Raw genomic sequence first — 18,289 nt, 5'->3', positions numbered from 1 at the left:
ACCGGGCGGCTCACGGCCGCCCGCCCCGGATTGGATTAGCGATCGGTACATACATTGGCGTATCTCCTTTGTCCGCTAGGCAACTGGCGAAATTGGCTTTCGCCGGAAGCGTTTTTTGATTTAGCAGCCCATCCACGTATGGACGCAGCCGTTCACCCGCCCGCCGCCGTTCCTCCAGCAGCAAACTGCGGACGACATCCCAGCCTTCTCGCTCCGGCCGGCCTTGCCAGAGCGCCAGCGCGTGAATGAGCGCCCCAAGATGATTGACGAAAAAATAGTATTGCGTGCGGTGCCAAGCCTTCGCCGCATCGTACAGCAACGGGCTGTCCTCGGGCAGCAATCCGCCGATCCAGCCGGCCGCCTCGGCAACCCGGCGGTCGACGCTCATTCCCTCCAAATCGCGCGTATAAAAGCGGCTCGGCCAGCCATTCTCAAGCGAAAGCAGCGAATTTTGCGCATGCGCCTCAAAGCTGATGCCAAAGCGGTCCCAGACGCGCAGCAGCGGCAGCATGGACAGGTGCAGATAACGCTCCAGCCACTCCCGCATATCCGGCAGTTGCAGCGCTCCGCAGGTTCGCGCGTTTTCGGCGATCGCCTGCGCGATTTTCGGCGTCCGCTCGTCCGGCCAACTCTCCAGCAGCGAGGCCAGCACAAACGTTGCGGACGGATCAAACGCCATCGGTCTGAACAGAACCGTAAACGCCGGGTTAGGCTGCGTCCGATCGGGCGCGGCGATTCCGGCATACCCCGTTTCCGGCAGCAGGCCGGGCAATTCCCGCTTCAGTTCGGCCCCCAGATGCATTGCCAGACGCGCGGCGTGCATCGTGCGGGCCGTCTGCTCCGCAGTGTTAACGCGGATCAGGTTTGTGATCCGCACATCCAGCGGCAGCTTCCAGCCGCACCCGCTTTGCGGCTCCCATACGGTGCGTACCGACGACGTCGGGTAAACTCGCGGTCCGAGCGGCCCCAGCGGTACCAGGTCACCCCGCGCAAGAGCCCGGCCCGCCCACGGTTGTTTCGGCAGGCGTTCCGCTTGCCACGGATGCATCGGCAGCGGCTCATACACGGTCTCCGCCCGCGGTCCGAGCCGCTCCGTCAGCGCCCGCAGATACGGCTCCCTTACCGTCGGCGGAAGCGTTTGCATCCGCTCGCCCGGCAGCCACTCCCCCAGTTGCTCGGAGACGCGCACGGCGAAATAATGCAGCGGAAAACCCGCGCCCCGTTCGGGACTGAACCGATTCAGATCCGGTTCGTTCATGCCTTCCACGCTTTTTGGATACGGGTGGAACGGATGGCCGGCAAACACGCTTTGCTCGGAGGCGATGTAATCAAGCTTGCGGACATTCATGCCGGCCTTCCCATCGGCCGCCCGCCGCTCGAGATGTCCGCGCAAATTCCGCACGCTGCATTGTATGCGTTTCAGCGTCGCATCGGCGGCCGGAGCCCCCTCCGGGGCGAACCGCAGCGCCAATTCGCGGACAAGCGTCTCGGCAAGCTCGTTGAACGGCAGCGGCCTTGTGCAATCGCCCCGCTCCAAAATCCATCCGTCCTCGAACAGATGCTGACCAGTGAGCGAAGCGTAAGCAATCGTCCCTTGGATCTGTGCCCCGTCCCGAAGCCGAATCGCGATCGGGACGGACGCCCCCGTCTCCGCCGCTTCCGCCAAACGGCATGGGCTCTCTGCCGCTTCGTCGTTTTCCCGCAGAAAAGCATTGATCAGCGACCTGGCCGCCAAACACTCCGCCAGCCTATCCGTCGAACTCACCGCCGGATTCCCCGCCAGACTCGCTGCGCGGGGCGCGGCTTCCGTGGTAGTAACCGTCCGCCGGTTCGTCAGCATGGCAGCGCCTCGCGGGCGGCCCGTACCGACTCGCCGAAGCGGGCGGCGATTTCGTCCAATTGCTCCTCGGTTACGATGAGCGGCGGCAGGAAGCGCATGACCGAGGAATTTCGCCCGCCGACCTCCAGGATCAGCCCGCGCCGGAGGCATTCCCGCTGGATTTGCGCGGCGAGTCGCGGAGCGGCCGGAATATGGCCAAGCCGGTCGGGCTCGCCGTTCTCGTCGATGATTTCAACGCCGATCATTAATCCCAGCCCGCGCACGTCGCCGATGCAGCGCTCCCGCTCCGCCAGCGAACCAAGCCGTTCCAACAGCCGCTCGCCGAGCAAGCGCGCCCGCTCGTGAAGCTCCCGCTCCTTGATATAGCGCAGCGACGCCAGCCCGGCGGCCATCGCCAACTGGTTGCCGCGGAAGGTGCCGATATGCGCGCCAGGCTTCCAGACGTCGTAGCGCTCGTGATAGACAACGACCGACAGCGGCAGACTGCCGCCAATCGCCTTCGACAGCACGACCGCATCCGGCTCGATTCCGGCATGCTCAAAGGCGAACAGTTTGCCGGTACGGCCAAAACCGGTCTGTACCTCGTCTACGATCAGCGGAATATCCCGCTCTTTCGTGATGCGCCGCAATTCCGTCAGCCACCCGGGCGGCGCGGGGATGGAACCGCCCTCTCCCTGAACGGGCTCGACGATCATCGCGGCCGGTGGTACGATACCGCTTTCCGGATCGCGCAGCACGTTTTCGATATAACGGAGGCTCAAGCGTTGAGTCTCGTCGCCGCCCACCCCAAATGGACAACGGTAAGCGTACGGATAGGGCAGAAAATGAACGTCCGGCATCAGCCCGGCCACCCGCTCCTTTTGCCCGAGCGTGCCGCTGAGGCTCATCGCCGCGTGCGTCGAGCCGTGATATCCGCCATGAAATGACATCACGCTGCGTCTGCCGGTGGCTGTCTTCATCAGCTTGATCGAAGCCTCGACGGCGTCCCCTCCGGTCGGACCGCAGAACTGGATACGGGCGTTGCGCGCAAACGACGACGGGAGGCTGGCGAAGAGTTCATCGACGAAGCGTTCCTTAAGAGGGGTCGTCAAATCAAGCGTGTGCAGGGGAGCCTTCTGATCGAACAACTCCCTCATCGCCCCGATGACGACGGGATGGTTATGCCCAAGCGCCAAGGTCCCGGCGCCGGCCAAACAATCATAATACACCTTTCCGTCCATATCCCGGACATAAATACCCTCCGCTTCGGCAATGACGATCGGAATTCGCCGGGGATAGGAACGGGCTGAAGATTCGCGCTCCTGCTGGCTCTGCAAATAACGGCTGTTGGCGGTTGCTTCAGTTTCTTTTGTCGCTCGATACATGACGGGATTCACTCCTTTGGCAAGATATTCAAACCCACCAATAATGATAATCATTATCAATAAGATAGGAAAATCATACCATTTCCTTGTCCGATTGGATATCATCCCAACGGATTAACTGAATACTCCGACTGGATAAATTAACCATACTTTTTAGCGCCCTTCCAGCTTCTCCGCCAGCAAAAAGACGAAATCATCCCCGGCATGTTCGAGACAAAGGGCTTTTTTGATATTTTGCACATGCTTTTTAACCGTATTGACACTGATATACAATTCCTCGGCAATTCGTCTGATGCTGTAATGGCGGCACAACCGTTCGGCAATTTCAAGCTGCCTTCCGCTGAGCGCGGACGGCTTCGGGCGCTCCCGCGTCTGTGAACCGGATGCCTCCGGCGCCGCGGGAGGAATTTCCGATGCGACCGCCACATACTCCAGCGTCACCTGAACAGAGTCGCATATATTCATTTGTACAACCCGGTTCATAATCAGACTGTGCAATTCGGCCAACGCCTCGCGCTCCCGATCGTTTTCCGCGCTGGAGGCGACCGTAAGCCGTAGCTTTGTAACAGACATTTGTCTCTCACCGTCCAGATTGGAATGGTTTTTCGATGATAAAGCCAAAGGCATGAGGGCGACAACAACGCTCGGCAATTTCGTCGACGACCCTGTTCATGGCGAGCGGTCCGTAATAGCCGATCCAAAGTGCCGTATGAAAATGGCGGACCCGGCCGGTACGCACGGCGTTCGAATCTTTCCAAACCGGGCATATCGGCGACTCTTCGCTGCGGAATGTCACACCCTTGCCGACATGAACGACCGGAACTCCCTTCGAGCTCCGACTGACGTCCCCCGCCCCGATTCGTGCGACCGGCTGCCGAAACGGGAAAGAGCAGTTTTGTTTAGACACTATTATAAATTCAGTGAGAATCATTATCAATATTTTTGAAAGCGTTGTTGAAATGTTTCACCGATTAACGCTTCCGCATTGGAATTTTTGTCTTATGCTCCAACAACAAAAAACACCTGTTGGATGTCATAGTCATAGCATCCTAAATCCAGGTGTTCGTTGTTTACGATGAATATGGAGCGTCAAACTTGATGATATTCCGGTCGGGATCAAGCAGAAAGATTTGGGCAAAACCTGCAACACTGTCAGGCCGGCCTCCCTAAGTGATCCCCTGCCGTTCCGGCCATTTGATCCTATCTTTATAGCTCCTAATTTCAATTGTCCGGATGTTCATCTATTCGGAGACTCCACTTGCGTTGCATTAACCCTGACACATGATTACAACGGAGCTTGATGCCTTAATCGCTTTTAAAGAACTTCGCAAAAAAGTACAGGCCTTTAAACAAGGTTCTGCAGTTAGGAAGTCTAACGGCCGTGAGAGCCGTTATGTTGCGATTGAATCACGTATTGGGATTCTAACGGTCGTGTGGACCGTTATTTACCTTCATTTCGACCAAAACAGCCATACTTATATGAAATAAGGGCCATGGCGGCCGTTAGAATTTGGAGTCAGCGCAAACAGGGCAAATAACGGCTGTGGCGACCGTTAGCATGGTTTAGAGGGTGAGATGACGATCTAAGTTCGACATGTTGCTTGCCGAAGCGGCGGATCGGCCCCAAATGGGCAGCATCAAGGAAGGTTTGATGCAACGTCATTGCGGAGACTCGACATATTCGAAATAATCGAAATCGGCATGCTTTCTAAAGCCGGTCAGATCCTGACAGCACAGGCCGACGAAGGCTCCGGTAAACCAGCCCTCATCGCAGGCTTCGTCCGATAACGTGCTGGCGTCCAAAACCGGACCGAGGTTCTTGAACGCATGCTCGCCGTCCGTGGAATACGAAAACTGCAGCTTATCGTGATCCACCTCGACACGGAGCCATATCCGGTTCGCGTCAACCGGTAAAGGAACGTATCCGGCCGGCGATGCGTACACATTGTTGACGGCGGACAGGATGCTGATGCAGCGCCCCAGATCTTCATCGTGCGTCACGTGCAAATAATAGTAATTATGCGTGTCGTATAAGCAGATCAGGCCGGCCAAATGCTTATAGCTTGCCGGCTCGAATTCAAGGCAGGTACCGGCCGTAAACGTAAACTCCTGCCAGCGCCGTGCGATCAGGCTTTGTCTGTACTTCGAGCCGAGCCCTTCCCTTCCGTACAGGCGAAGATACCCTCTCCGCTCCGTCAGCGAATAAAAGGTGTGATCAAGCGGGATGCGCAGGGACTGGAAGTGGATATCCAACGTATCGCCGTCAAAATCGTCCCGCGGCGGCCGGCCGGGAAACGGATGCGGCCGAAGGTCGGGGGCTTCCACCTCCGTATCCGGCAGTGCGGTTCCATTCGCCAGCCGAAGCCAGCCGTCCTCGGTCCATTCCACCTTTTGAATCGCCGTTTCGCGGCCCAACGTGTACTTGCGGTCCCCCTTTTCCGTCCGGTTCTCCAGCGCCCTCCCGCAGAGGTGAACCATATACCACTCGCCGCTTTGCGTTTCGACAAGATCGCCGTGCCCCGCTTTTTGCAGCAGCAGGTCGGGGTGATTTCTTGCCGTCATTAGTGAGTTGCCCGGATAGGCTTCGTAAGGACCGAACAAATTTTTCGATCTCAGCATGGACTGCCCGTGCCCTTCGCCCGTGCCCGTATCCGCCGCGAACAAATAATAATAGCCGTTTCGCTTGTAAATGTGTGGTCCTTCCAGAAAAATATCGTTGCTCGCATAAATGGTCACGGCCTCGCCAACCATGCGCCGCTCCCGCTCGGAATATTCCTGAATGACCAAATGCCCTTTGTACCGCTTGGTTACCCGATGATCCGTAACCATGCTGACGATATATTTGCGGCCGTCGTCGTCATGGAACAGCGAAGGATCAAATCCGTAGCTGTTCAGAAAAACCGGCTCCGACCATTCCCCGCGGATATCCGTCGCCGTCACCAGGTAGTTGGGCGTATCGTACATTTTGACGTAGAAGGAATTGACGACGGTATAAACCAAATAATAAACGCCGTCGTGGTAAGTCAAGCAAGGCGCCCAAATCCCTTGCGAAGCGCCAACTCCCCGAAGGTCCAATTGCGATACGCGATTCAGCGGACGGGTAATCAGTTCCCAATGCACCAGATCCCGGGAATGATGAATTTGCACGCCGGGAAACCATTCAAAGGTGGAAGTGGCGATATAATAATCGTCATTCACCCGGATGACGGACGGATCGGGATTAAATCCTCGCAGAATCGGATTTTTAATCGTTTTCATAATCTTGCCCCCTTTAGCTCGCATGCCTACGCCCTTGAGGCTACCACAAATAAAGATCGTTGCCTTTTAGCTTAAAGAGCGCTTCCATAAAATAATAATCGCCATAAATAATCGCGTGATGATGCGTTTTGCTGTGGTATGCCCCCGTGCCGTACAGCAAGATGTGGTCGGTTTCCGGCGACCAATCGATACGCGATTCGTCCAGCGCTCTAAGCAGCTTCAACGCCGCCGCTGCATACGAGCGGCTTTCGTAACCGCCGACGGCCTTGGCGATTTCGATGAGCCCGCAGGCCGCGATGGCCGCAGCCGTATCGTCCGCAAATTTAGGCTCCTCCGGCTGCCTGAAATCGACCGGGATGATGCCGTCCTCCGGAATATTGGCCATAAAATAATGCGCAACCCGCTTCGCCGTCTGCAAATACTGGTCCTTTCCGGTATGAATGTAGCTCATCATATACCCGTAGAGCGCCCAGGTCTGCCCGCGCGTCCAGGAAGATCCCTCCCCGTAGCCCTGTCCTCCGTGCGTCCGCACCACTCCTCCGTTAAAAGGATCGAATTCGACGATATGGTTGACGGAGCCGTCGGGGCGGACAAAGGCCGACATGGACGTATCCGCGTGCTTCATGGCGATTTGCTTGAAACGCGGATCCCCCGTTTCTTCCGTCGCCCAGTAGAGGAGCGGGATGTTGAGCATGCAGTCGATGATCGCCCAGCCGCGTGTATCGCCCTCTTCCAGATCATTCCATGCGCGAATGAAGCCCCCCGCCAAATTGAAGCGGCCCGCCAGAAGGTTTGCGGCATGGAGCGCCCGCTTCCGGGATTCCGGATTACCGGTCACTTTGTAATTCGCGACGCTGGTGGGCAGCCACATAAACCCGACATCATGATGCAGGCCGTAAAATTCTTCAAAACACCGGTCCAGCTTGGCTTCGGAAATTTGGGCGATTCCCTTGTATTTTTCGCTGCCGGTTTCATGGTACATAAGCCATAACATGCCTGCCCAGAAGCCGTTGGTCCACCAGTTGATCCCGTCAGCCTCATTACCCGAAGGATTATCGATAGCCCGGTCGTCGTGCGTCCCGTTCACGGTCGTATAAGGTATTTTGTTCCGGGAGCGCTCGCTGACCGCGTTCATCTTGGCCGTCACCTTGGCGATGACGCCATCCAGCCATTGTTGTTCCATAGCGTGTAACAAAGGAGGTTCCTGCCCTTCTATACGTAAATTTTTCATCCACACGGTATCCGACTTTCCGCTTAGTGAAAGCGTATCATTGCGGCGATGCGAAGGAAATGAAGTTTTTTAAGCCGTAGATGCGGTGATTTTAGAAGTTAACCAAGATCATAGCAGCCCGGCGCAGACACGGCTAAATGAAGCCGGTTGGCCAATAAAAGGGCCCTGATGGAGGATATACGTTGAGATTCCCCCCGGAAGGATGAACAAGAAAGCGCAAATCACCCGAATGAAAGGCGATTTGCGCTTTACTCCAGTCCGTCCCGATACGGCCGGATGATGCCGCCGTTTAACGTCAGCCTGCCGGAGATGTCGTCCTCGGAGGCAATGCCGCGCCTTAGCCGTAATAATCCGCCAAAAAACAGTCGATTCGATAGTGCTTGCATAGGATTAAAAACGCACTTAATATGGGATGTACAGTTAAGCAAGGCATTCATGCAAAATAGGGTTGGACTGTTCGACCAAAGGGGCTTGATATATGAATTTCTATGAACAGCGAATATTACCTGCGTCGCGGCAGATGAAAGATTTGGAGAAGGCCGTGGCGTCATCGTATGAGTATCTGGTGCTGCTGGATGTCCATATCGCCCAGCTCAAGCACGCCTGCGGCATGGTGCATCAAGCGAACAAGAAGTTGTTTTTGCATATGGACCTGATTCAAGGCCTGCAGAGCGACGGACACGCGACCGAGTATCTTTGCCAGGAGTACCGGCCGTACGGGATATTGTCCACCAAGTCCAGCGTCATTCAAAAGGCAAAGCAAAAAGGCGTCGTCGCCGTGCAGCGCATCTTTTTGATCGACAACAGCGCCTTGGAGAAGAGCTGCAAGCTGCTGGAGAGCACGCAGCCGGATGTCATCGAAGTTTTGCCCGGCGGCATGCCGAGCGTGATCCGCAAAGTGAAAGACAGAACGAACCTGCCGATTCTGGCGGGCGGATTCATCTCTTCAAGAGAGGATGTGGAACTGGCTCTGCAAGCGGGCGCCGAAGCGGTGACCACCTCGAACAAGAATTTATGGCGAGATTTTGAAAAAAAGTGATTGACAACGTTTACAAATTTAAATAAAATTTGATTCAAGTTAATAATGTTATGGAGACTTGGAGATCTACATGGAACGTGCCCTCACCTTGCAGCATGGGTGGTTTAGGCGCATACTTTATGTAGGTCTTTTTGTGTTCTCTGAACATTCATAATCATTGGGAGGGGTTTTCATGTCAGCGTTTTGGGGAGAGTTGATTGGAACCATGATACTGATTGCACTGGGCGGAGGCGTATGTGCAGGCGTATCGCTGAAAAAATCTTTTGCGGCGAATTCAGGGTGGATCGTCATTACGATGGGATGGGGATTGGCGGTCGCGATGGGGGCCTATGCGGTAGGTTCGATCAGCGGCGCCCATCTCAACCCGGCGCTCACCTTGGGCCTGGCGCTGATCGGGAATACCCCCTGGGCCGACGTCCCCTCATACATCGCGGCGCAAATGCTTGGGGCTATCCTCGGGGCCGTGATCGTGTATCTGCATTATTTGCCGCATTGGAAGGTAACGGAAGATCCGGGCACCAAGCTGGGCGTGTTCGCAACAGGTCCGGCCGTGTACCATCCTTTCTCCAACTTGATGAGCGAAATGATCGGAACATTCATCCTGGTGCTCGGGATTTTGGCGATCGGCGCCAACAAGTTTACGGATGGGCTAAACCCGCTGATCGTCGGCTTTCTCATCGTCAGTATCGGCTTGTCGCTGGGCGGAACGACCGGGTATGCGATCAATCCGGCGCGCGACTTGGGGCCGAGAATTGCGCATGCGCTGCTGCCGATCGCGGGCAAAGGCGGCTCCAACTGGAAGTACGCCTGGATCCCTGTCGTAGGGCCGCTGCTGGGCGGGTCGCTGGGGGCGTTATTTTACAAGAACGTATTTTTGGGCCAATCGGACCCGGCCATTTGGGTCGTTGTGGGCATCGCGGTCGTTATCTTCGGTATCGCGCTTATTTTCTCCGGCAAAAGCGTCAAGCACAGCGTATCAATGTAAGCGTCATCATATAATTGATCATACACAAATCTATAAATGGGGGAACTTCACATGGAAAAATACATTTTGTCGATTGATCAAGGTACAACGAGCTCCAGAGCCATTTTATTCAATAAAGCGGGCCAAATCGTCCACGTCGCTCAGAAGGAGTTCAAGCAAATTTTTCCCCAACCGGGTTGGGTGGAGCATAATGCTCTGGAAATCTGGGGAACGGTGCTTGCCGTCATCGCGACTTGCCTGATTGAGTCCGGCGTGAAGCCGGGCCAAATCGCCGGCATCGGGATTACGAACCAACGCGAGACGGCGGTCGTATGGGATAAGGAATCCGGCCGCCCGGTCTACAATGCGATCGTGTGGCAATCCAGACAGACGAAATCGATTTGCGACGAATTGCAAGCCGCCGGCCACAGCGAATTGTTCCGCTCCAAAACGGGGCTGCTGATCGACTCTTATTTTTCGGGCACAAAGGTCAAATGGATTCTCGATCATGTCCCGGGTGCCCGGGAAAGAGCGGAGAACGGCGAGCTGCTGTTCGGCACGATCGATACGTGGCTGATCTGGAAGCTGACCGGAGGCGAGGTCCACGTTACCGACTACAGCAACGCTTCGCGCACACTCATGTACAATATTCATGAATTGAAATGGGATGATGAACTGCTGGAGCTGTTGACGATCCCGAAGCAGATGCTCCCCGAGGTGCGCTCCTCCTCCGAAATTTACGGCAAGACGGTCAACTATCATTTCTTCGGCGAGGAGATTCCGATTGCCGGCGCCGCCGGCGACCAGCAGGCCGCCTTGTTCGGGCAAGCGTGCTTCAAAGAAGGCATGGCCAAGAACACCTACGGCACCGGGTGCTTCATGTTGATGAACACCGGCGAACAGCCCGTTCAATCTTCGCACGGTCTGCTGACAACGATCGCCTGGGGCATCGACGGCAAAGTGGAATATGCGCTTGAGGGCAGCGTATTCGTGGCGGGCTCCGCCATCCAATGGCTCCGCGACGGCCTGCGCATGATCAAGGAGTCGAAGGACAGCGAACTGTACGCAAGCAAAGTGGATACAACCGACGGCGTATATGTCGTTCCGGCGTTTGTCGGGCTGGGGACGCCCTATTGGGACAGCGAAGTGAAGGGAGCCATCTTCGGCCTGACGCGCGGCACATCCAAAGAACATTTTATCCGCGCCACCCTGGAATCGCTCGCTTACCAGTCCAAAGACGTGCTCAGCGCCATGGAAGCCGACTCTTCGATGGAGCTTACCAAACTGCGCGTGGACGGCGGAGCGGTGCAGAACAATTTCCTGATGCAGTTCCAGAGCGAAATGCTCGGCGTTCCGGTGGAATGCCCGCAAGTCTATGAGACGACAGCGCTCGGTGCCGCTTATCTGGCCGGTCTGGCCGTCGGATACTGGGAGAGCCGGGATGAGATAGCGGCGCAGTGGAGCATCGACCGCGTCTTTACGCCGACGATGTCGGAAGCGCGGCGCAGTGAATTGTACGCTGGCTGGAGCAAAGCGATTAAGGCCACAATGGTATTCAAATAAGGCCGGAAATATGCTACAATTTTTAATAAGTTAATATTTAAATTCGGTTGGAGAAGCTTGAAACCGCAATTGCACTTTAGCCCGGGGCTGAGGTGTTATTGCGGTTTTTTTGTTCACTCCTAATAGAGGTTGTTGAACACGTACTATTATGCCGTCTTTACGACGAGGGAGGTTATTGGGATGACAGTGACATTTTCCGCTGCGAACCGCAAAGCGATGGTAGAAGCTATGAGGCAACAGCCGCTTGATCTTATTGTGATCGGCGGAGGGATTACAGGGGCCGGCATCGCCCTGGATGCGACGACGAGGGGGCTGCGCACGGCGCTGTTCGAAATGCAGGACTTTGCCGCAGGCACCTCCAGCCGCTCAACGAAGCTGGTGCACGGCGGTCTTCGCTACCTGAAGCAGTTTGATGTCAAAACGGTGTCCGAGGTGGGCAAAGAACGCGCCATCGTTTACGAGAACGGCCCGCATGTGACAACGCCGGAATGGATGCTGCTGCCCCTCTATCGCGGCGGTACGTTCGGCAAATTCAGCACGGGCATCGGCCTGCGCGTCTACGACTTCCTGGCCGGAGTCAAGCGCAGCGAACGGCGCCGGATGCTGCCGCGGCAGGAGACGCTGGCCCGCGAGCCGCTGCTGAAGCAGGAGGGGCTCGTGGGCGGCGGTTATTATGTGGAATATCGGACGGACGACGCCCGCTTGACGATTGAAGTCATGAAAGAAGCCGTTCGTGGGGGCGCAAAGGCTATGAATTACATGAAGGTCGAATCTTTTTTATATGAAAACAACAAGGTTGCCGGCGTGCGCGTGGTTGATCAATTGGACGGCTCGGCGTACGAATTCCGGGCGAAGAAAATCATCAACGCCTCGGGGCCCTGGGTCGACGAGCTTCGCGACAAAGACGGATCCAAGACCGGGAAGCACCTTCAATTGTCCAAAGGGGTCCATCTGGTCATCGATCAGTCGAAGTTTCCCTTGAAGCAGGCGATTTACTTCGATACGCCGGACGGGCGGATGGTCTTCGCCATCCCGCGCGACGGCAAGACGTACGTAGGCACGACGGATACGTTCTACAAGGCCGATCCTGTTCGGCCGGTCATGACGAAGGAAGACCGTGATTATATTATGGCGGCGATTCGTTACATGTTTCCGACGGTTCAGCTTGCCGAGTCGGATATCGAATCCAGTTGGGCCGGCGTGCGGCCGCTCATTTATGAGGAAGGGAAAAGCGCTTCCGAAATTTCCCGCCGGGATGAAATCTGGCAATCTCCGTCGGGATTGATTACGATCGCGGGCGGCAAGCTTACCGGCTACCGCAAAATGGCCGAAACGATCGTCGATCTGGTCATGCGGCTATTAAGCCGGGAGGAAGGATTGGCGTTCGTGGCGGCGAAGACGAAACACATGCCGATCTCCGGCGGCCATGTAGGCGGCTCCGACGCCTTTCCGCAGTTTGTTCGGCAGAAAAGCGAGGAAGGTGTTCGCCGCGGTTTGGATGCCGCGCTTGCCGAGCGCTGGGCGCGTCTGTACGGCTCCAACGTCGACCGGATCTTCGAACTGGCGGAGCGCCGCCGGGAAGACGCGGAACGGAGCGGACTGCCGCCGGAAATTCTCGTCCCGCTCCTGTATGCCTTAGACGAAGAAATGACCGTCAAACCGGTGGACTTCTTCATTCGCCGCACGGGCGCGCTGTTCTTCAACATCCGGTGGGTGCGCGAATGGAAGCAGCCTGTGATCGAATTTATGGCCTCCGCCCTCGGCTGGACCCTTAAGCAGCGCGATGAATATACGCAAGAGTTGGACATCGCCCTTCATCAAGCGGTCACTCCGCAGACGGAGCAGTGATCCAGGGCCCCCGTCCGCAGATGAACCATATTATATCCGGATCATTCTATTAGTATATGCTAGGCAATTATTGGATCCCAACGAAAATCGCGGCTGGGTAAATCTCCTTCCTTTCGATAGAATAGAGACAATAGATCGAAACGGTAAAGGAAGCCGCTACTGGTTGAATCCCAAGATCAAAGACCCCGAGCAGAAAAATAGGCCCCGCAGTTTACTTGCGGGGCCATCTTTTCGTACATCACCTCAAAAAATCTTCTTCTTATCCCGGTCGTCCTTCAAAATCTCCACGGATTCGCGGAACCGCAAACTGTGCACAATCTCCCGCTCGCGCAGGAACTTGAGGCCGTCCTGCAGGTCGACGTCGTCGGTCATGTCGATCAGCCACTGGTATGTAGCCCGCGCTTTTTCCTCGGCGGCGATATCCTCGTACAGATCGGCAATCGGATCACCTTTGGCCTGGATGTAGGCAGCGGTAAAAGGAACTCCCGAAGCGTTCTCATAAAAGAGCGCCCGGTCATGGGCCACATAATGGCTGTCCAGGCCGGCGGCTTTGAGTTCCTCCACGGTGGCGTCTTTAGTCAATTTATAGACCATGGTGGCGATCATTTCGAGGTGCGCCAGTTCTTCGGTGGCGATATCGTTAAGGACCCCGATCACTTTATCCGGGATCGTGTACCGCTGATTCATATAACGCAGAGCAGCCGCCAATTCGCCGTCCGCGCCGCCGTACTGCTCCATTAACAGCTTCGCCATATGGATATCGCATTTGCCGACCCGAACCGGGTATTGCAGCTTTTTCTCATAGATCCACATTGCTTCGTAGTTACCTCCTTTAGCTCTTTAAGTGCGGGCGGCAGGTTGTTATACCTGCCATGGCCACGGGGCCTGCGACCATTCCCACGGATACTTGGAAAATGCGCGTCCAAAATTTTGCAGTGGCCCGTAGAGTTGCTGAAAATGGTTTGCCAATTGCGTCCGCTCCTGGGTTAACTGGTTGAACTGCTGGATCGCAGCCAAATCGTCCGGATGGGTATCGAGATAAAGGTTCAGCTCGACAAGCACGAAATCCAGCGCCTGAAGCTTCTCTAATAACGCGTAGTACTCCGGATCGCAATGCGGTTTGGATGTGGAACTCATTTCATCACCGTCCTTTTCCCCATCTGGATTCATAGGGACTGTACAATGCGGGCCACAACGTGCCATGTCTCAAAGCTTCCTGCGGAGTGAACTGGGGCCAATTAGGCGGCTGAAAGCAAATATACAACTGCGGAGGCGTGCTGTATGTTTTGCATGTTATGGGTGGGCATGGATCGCATGGGCCGATAAATGGGGCATAAGATTGCTCATTCGGAAAACTCAATCTTGGTTCCTCCTTCTAAGGGATTCCATTTCTGCACGGGACAACTAAGCCCCCGGCATCCTCATCATTAACATATGACGTTCGCCCAGTTTCTGAACCCTATTTCCCGGGAAAAGACAAAAAAACGTCAGATCTTGTCCGTAAGATCTGACGTTTGCTCACGCTCAACTACTTATGCTTTTGTGTATGCTCACATCCTATACTTAGTAATCGATGCCATCTCTTTGCAAATTTCAAATGGAGCGCAGGTAAAGATATTTTTGTCTTTATCCATTGCCAGTCCAAACACGTCGGACTTTCCTAAAGTATAAAAGGTTAAATCAATTTCCCCTTTGGGCAACCTCCCCAAAAATGTGACGATCTCGCTTATATCAAAAAAACCATCCTTTGTTTTGACTAAGACAACACCGGATACTTCTTTTATAGTTTGATTTTGTTCTTTTACCGAAGGAATTGAAAAAAATAATCTAATTTATTTACTATAAACGGGGCTGTAAAAAGAAAAAGAACAAATACAAAAATACTTACAGATACTAAAAACTCACTTTTAGTTTTCTTTAATTGATATTGCAGTATTAAAATAAAGAAAAGTACAACGATGAGTTGTAAGATGATTAAACTTACTAAATAGCTTTTGGAGCTATAGCTTGAAAAAATTATACCGCCAATAATATAAGTACTACTTCCTCCTAATAATCCGCATAATATCACCAATAATGAGTTTATGATTCTATACCTATTCATTCAACCAGAGACTTCCTCTCAATCATTGAATTCCTGCATATCTGCAAGTTTTTTTCCTGTTCGGAACAAAAAATTCAAGATTCCTGCAATTCTGCAGGAATTTTCGACGACATAAGCTCATTTCTCTAAAATCGCTAGAAATATCTGCAGATTTGCATCTTTTTTCGCATACCCTCGTGGATCGGCCGAAATTCCTGCAGATTTGCAGCTTTTGGAGTTGGAAGTGCGCCCGGCACCTTGATAGCCGTGGACTTTTGATCACTTTGATATATTTTTTTGTCGTAAACATCCTTCCTATTTGATTTCATCCTCATTATTTATTTCGGAGTATAAACTTAATACCTTATAGCAAATTTTGTTGATATTTTCAGCACCTGAATCACATTCCCCAAGGGAAAAGACAAAAAAACGTCAGATCTTGTCCATTCAAGATCTGACGCCAATATTTCGCTCTCTACCGCCCCGGCTCAAACTCCTGCTGTCCCTTGCCGGCGGGCTTTTCCTTCGTAATTTTCACCCGGGTAATCCGCAGTCGTCCCGCTTCCGCCACCTCAAAGGTGACGTTTCCGACCGCCTTTTTCTTTCCTTTAGCCGGCATCCCGTCCAGCTCCTTGAACAGCCAGCCGCCGACGGAATCCACCTCGTCGTCTTCGATGTCGATGCCGATCAAATCATTGACGTCCTCCAACAGCATCCGCCCATCGACGGAGTAAACGCCCTCGGCCGGCATTTCCACCTCCGGCCGCTCATCCTCAAATTCGTCGTGAAGGTCGCCGACAATCTCCTCGAGAATAACCTCGACGGTCAACAGCCCGGCGGTTCCGCCATACTCATCCACGACCAGTGTCAATTGGGAATGCTTTTTCTGCATTAACCGAAGCACATGGCTGACCTCCATCGACTCCGGCACGTTCAGAATCGGCCGTGCCAGGTCTTCCAAATGGAGCGGTCTGCCCGGTTCGGGAAGAAGCAGGTCCGTAATATGCACGAACCCGATAATCTGGTCCTTATCCTCCACCGCCACCGGATAGCGGGAATGCTTGGTTTCCGCGACAATCCGCATGTTTTCCTCCCACGTCAGATTCGTGTAGAGGCAGTCCATGTCCGTGCGGGGCAGCATGACCTCGCGGGCCAGCATGTCGGAGAAATCGAAGATGTTGTCCATCAGCTTCATTTCATCCTTGTCGATGACCCCGCTCTTGGCGCTCTGGTTCATCAGGATGCGGATCTCCTCCTCGGAGTGGGCCGCTTCCCCTTCCCCCGCCGGCTCAATGCCGATGGCCCGGAGCATGCCGTTGGCCGCCGAATTCAACAGCCAAATGACCGGCAGGAACAGCTTGTAAAAAAACAGCAGCGGAGCCGACAGCCACAGGGAAGTCGCTTCGGATTTTTGAATCGCCAGCGACTTCGGCGCAAGCTCACCGATGACGATATGTAAAAATGTGATGATGGCGAAGCCGACCGCAACCGAGACGGTGGAGATCAAGGTCGGATCGGAGACGCCAAGCTGATGCATCAACGGCTCAATAAGCAGCTCCGACACCGCCGGCTCCCCAACCCAACCGAGCCCCAGCGAGGCAAGGGTAATTCCGAGCTGGGTAGCCGACAGGTAAGCGTCGAGCTTCTTATTGACCCTCAAAGCGTAGACTGCGCGGCGGTTCCCTTCGCTCACCAGCTGCGTCAACCTGGATTGACGCACCTTGACGAGCGAAAACTCCGCAGCTACGAAGAAACCGTTCAAAAACACGAGAATAAAAACGATCAAGAGATTAATAATGAGCTTGCCCCAATGAAATTCGGTATGTCCGTCAATGATGGCATAGTGCATGTAAATTGCCCTCTTTTCTATAGTGTGATCGCTTTACGGGATTTGAAGTCGATGTCCTTGTAATACATGTCGGCGACAAGCAAATTCGGCCCGCAGCAACCCGCTGCATCGCAGTGGCAGTTTACTTTTCGATTCAAGGGATGGTTGTTCAGCCAGTCGTCAAAGATCGCATCCAGCCCCGAGTCCGTTACGTTTCCAAACGCGGGAATGGCCGCGAAATCCGTCACGTACACGTCCCCCGTGAACATATTGACGTTCACCCGGTTGCGGCCGTCCGGGTCGTTGCGCACCGTGACGTTCGGCTCCCGGCGCAGCCGCCGCAGCAGTTCGGCGTCCTCCGGATTACCGTTGCAGGCGAAGAACGGAAGCGTGCCGAACAGCATCCACACCTCGGGGTCCCGCGCGTCGAGCAGGGAATGAATCGCCCGGCGCATATCGGCGAGCGGAAGAACCGGCAAGCCTTCGGCGAAATCGGCCGCATACATCGGGTGCACCTCGTGGCGGCGGCAGCCCATCTCCAGAATAAGCCGGTGGATTTCCGGAAGCTTGGCATGCGTTCGGTAGTTGATCATCGATTCGGCCGAAATGAACATCCCCGCCTCGCTTAATCTTGCCGCGTTCTCGATCATTTTATGATACATGCGGTAAGCGACGTCCGGATTCACGGCATGCCCGCTGCGCGCAAATCCCACTTCGTGAAAATCGCGCTCGCTCGTGTAGTTGAACGAGATATGCATCACGTCCAAATAGGGGAGCAGCTTCTCGTAACGCGCATAATCGAGCGTCAGGTTGGAGTTGATCTGTGAGCGGATTCCCCTCGCCTTCGCATACTGAAGCAGCGGCACGATCACCTCATCCACGGTTTGCTTACGGAAGGTCGGCTCCCCGCCCGTGATGCTGATCGTGCGAAGATGCTCCACCCGGTCCAGGGCGTCCAGCATGACCTTTAAAGGAATCATCTCCGGCTCACTCATCACCAGACTGTCCCCTACGGCACAGTGCTCGCAGCGCATATTGCACAGATTGGTCACCGTCATTTCCACGCTCGTCAGCACATGGCGTCCGAACTCCCGGAGCGAGACGATCGGGTCCCACGGGTCGTTGCCCGGGCTGATCTCCAACTGCCTGTTTCTATTATGGTTCTCCAAATTCAACATTTACTCACCTTATTTCTTTTATTAACCTAAAAAAGAAGAAAATGCACCCTAAGCGGTGCAGAATCTTCCTGGAAAGGATTCACCTAAGAGGCC

Annotated in this window: 17 protein-coding genes; 5 read left to right on the top strand and 12 right to left on the bottom strand. The window is 54.7% G+C overall.

The features are described from left to right. Positions 1-10: 10 nt before the first annotated feature. The 4 genes from V4U88_RS14265 to V4U88_RS14250 all read right to left on the bottom strand — a co-directional run bounded on the left by V4U88_RS14265 (position 11) and on the right by V4U88_RS14250 (position 4,111). Entirely contained in the window at positions 11-1,840 is a 1,830-nt protein-coding gene (locus tag V4U88_RS14265; RefSeq protein ID WP_334073907.1) for an IucA/IucC family protein, read from the bottom strand. Further along, positions 1,834-3,204: a diaminobutyrate--2-oxoglutarate transaminase gene (locus tag V4U88_RS14260; protein WP_334073906.1), complete on the bottom strand. Its 1,371-nt coding sequence runs from the start codon at positions 3,202-3,204 to the stop codon at positions 1,834-1,836. The genes V4U88_RS14265 and V4U88_RS14260 overlap by 7 nt, the downstream gene beginning before the upstream one ends. A 153-nt stretch (positions 3,205-3,357) precedes the next feature. Beyond that, positions 3,358-3,777, bottom strand: coding sequence for a response regulator transcription factor (locus tag V4U88_RS14255; RefSeq protein ID WP_334073905.1), 420 nt, complete (start codon positions 3,775-3,777; stop codon positions 3,358-3,360). A gap of 7 nt (positions 3,778-3,784) precedes the next feature. Further along, positions 3,785-4,111 carry a hypothetical protein gene (locus V4U88_RS14250; protein WP_334073904.1) on the bottom strand — a complete coding sequence of 109 codons (327 nt, stop codon included), beginning with the start codon at positions 4,109-4,111 and terminating at the stop codon, positions 3,785-3,787. A 374-nt stretch (positions 4,112-4,485) separates the two neighbouring features. On the opposite strand from V4U88_RS14250, the gene V4U88_RS14245 reads away from it, so the two are divergent. Beyond that, positions 4,486-4,692 (top strand): hypothetical protein, encoded by a 207-nt coding sequence (locus V4U88_RS14245; protein ID WP_334073903.1) that lies wholly within the window; start codon positions 4,486-4,488, stop codon positions 4,690-4,692. Between the two features lie 171 nt (positions 4,693-4,863). Here V4U88_RS14245 and V4U88_RS14240 read toward each other — a convergent pair whose 3' ends face one another. The 3 genes from V4U88_RS14240 to V4U88_RS14230 all read right to left on the bottom strand — a co-directional run bounded on the left by V4U88_RS14240 (position 4,864) and on the right by V4U88_RS14230 (position 8,079). Next, entirely contained in the window at positions 4,864-6,462 is a 1,599-nt protein-coding gene (locus V4U88_RS14240) for a glycoside hydrolase family 43 protein (protein ID WP_334073902.1), read from the bottom strand. 40 nt (positions 6,463-6,502) lie between these two features. After that, positions 6,503-7,645, bottom strand: coding sequence for a glycosyl hydrolase family 88 (locus V4U88_RS14235; RefSeq protein ID WP_334073901.1), 1,143 nt, complete (start codon positions 7,643-7,645; stop codon positions 6,503-6,505). Positions 7,646-7,941: 296 nt separating this feature from the next. Beyond that, positions 7,942-8,079: a hypothetical protein gene (locus V4U88_RS14230; protein ID WP_334073900.1), complete on the bottom strand. Its 138-nt coding sequence runs from the start codon at positions 8,077-8,079 to the stop codon at positions 7,942-7,944. A 92-nt stretch (positions 8,080-8,171) separates the two neighbouring features. On the opposite strand from V4U88_RS14230, the gene V4U88_RS14225 reads away from it, so the two are divergent. The 4 genes from V4U88_RS14225 to V4U88_RS14210 all read left to right on the top strand — a co-directional run bounded on the left by V4U88_RS14225 (position 8,172) and on the right by V4U88_RS14210 (position 13,107). Continuing rightward, positions 8,172-8,732, top strand: coding sequence for a glycerol-3-phosphate responsive antiterminator (locus V4U88_RS14225; protein WP_334073899.1), 561 nt, complete (start codon positions 8,172-8,174; stop codon positions 8,730-8,732). A gap of 172 nt (positions 8,733-8,904) precedes the next feature. After that, on the top strand, positions 8,905-9,717 hold the full coding sequence (locus V4U88_RS14220; RefSeq protein ID WP_334073898.1) for an MIP/aquaporin family protein: 813 nt from the start codon (positions 8,905-8,907) through the stop codon (positions 9,715-9,717). A 51-nt stretch (positions 9,718-9,768) separates the two neighbouring features. After that, positions 9,769-11,259 carry a glycerol kinase GlpK gene (glpK, locus tag V4U88_RS14215; RefSeq protein WP_334073897.1) on the top strand — a complete coding sequence of 497 codons (1,491 nt, stop codon included), beginning with the start codon at positions 9,769-9,771 and terminating at the stop codon, positions 11,257-11,259. A 186-nt stretch (positions 11,260-11,445) separates the two neighbouring features. Further along, positions 11,446-13,107 (top strand): glycerol-3-phosphate dehydrogenase/oxidase, encoded by a 1,662-nt coding sequence (locus V4U88_RS14210; protein WP_334073984.1) that lies wholly within the window; start codon positions 11,446-11,448, stop codon positions 13,105-13,107. A gap of 243 nt (positions 13,108-13,350) precedes the next feature. On the opposite strand, the gene V4U88_RS14205 is transcribed toward V4U88_RS14210, so the two are convergent. The 5 genes from V4U88_RS14205 to yfkAB all read right to left on the bottom strand — a co-directional run bounded on the left by V4U88_RS14205 (position 13,351) and on the right by yfkAB (position 18,196). Beyond that, entirely contained in the window at positions 13,351-13,920 is a 570-nt protein-coding gene (locus V4U88_RS14205) for a manganese catalase family protein (RefSeq protein ID WP_148450561.1), read from the bottom strand. 48 nt (positions 13,921-13,968) lie between these two features. Then, positions 13,969-14,244, bottom strand: coding sequence for a spore coat protein CotJB (locus V4U88_RS14200; RefSeq protein ID WP_334073896.1), 276 nt, complete (start codon positions 14,242-14,244; stop codon positions 13,969-13,971). A gap of 4 nt (positions 14,245-14,248) precedes the next feature. Next, positions 14,249-14,467, bottom strand: coding sequence for a spore coat associated protein CotJA (locus V4U88_RS14195; protein ID WP_334073895.1), 219 nt, complete (start codon positions 14,465-14,467; stop codon positions 14,249-14,251). Between the two features lie 1,198 nt (positions 14,468-15,665). Continuing rightward, the gene (locus V4U88_RS14190; protein ID WP_334073983.1) at positions 15,666-17,024 is read right to left on the bottom strand and encodes a hemolysin family protein; all 1,359 of its coding nucleotides are present in this window, start codon (positions 17,022-17,024) and stop codon (positions 15,666-15,668) included. A 32-nt stretch (positions 17,025-17,056) separates the two neighbouring features. Further along, positions 17,057-18,196 (bottom strand): radical SAM/CxCxxxxC motif protein YfkAB, encoded by a 1,140-nt coding sequence (yfkAB, locus tag V4U88_RS14185; RefSeq protein WP_334073894.1) that lies wholly within the window; start codon positions 18,194-18,196, stop codon positions 17,057-17,059. Positions 18,197-18,289: the final 93 nt, after the last annotated feature.

It is taken from the genome of Paenibacillus sp. A14, from assembly GCF_036864815.1.
Taxonomy (GTDB): domain Bacteria; phylum Bacillota; class Bacilli; order Paenibacillales; family Paenibacillaceae; genus Fontibacillus; species Fontibacillus sanfengchensis.
This window is presented reverse-complemented; position numbering and strand designations above follow the sequence as displayed.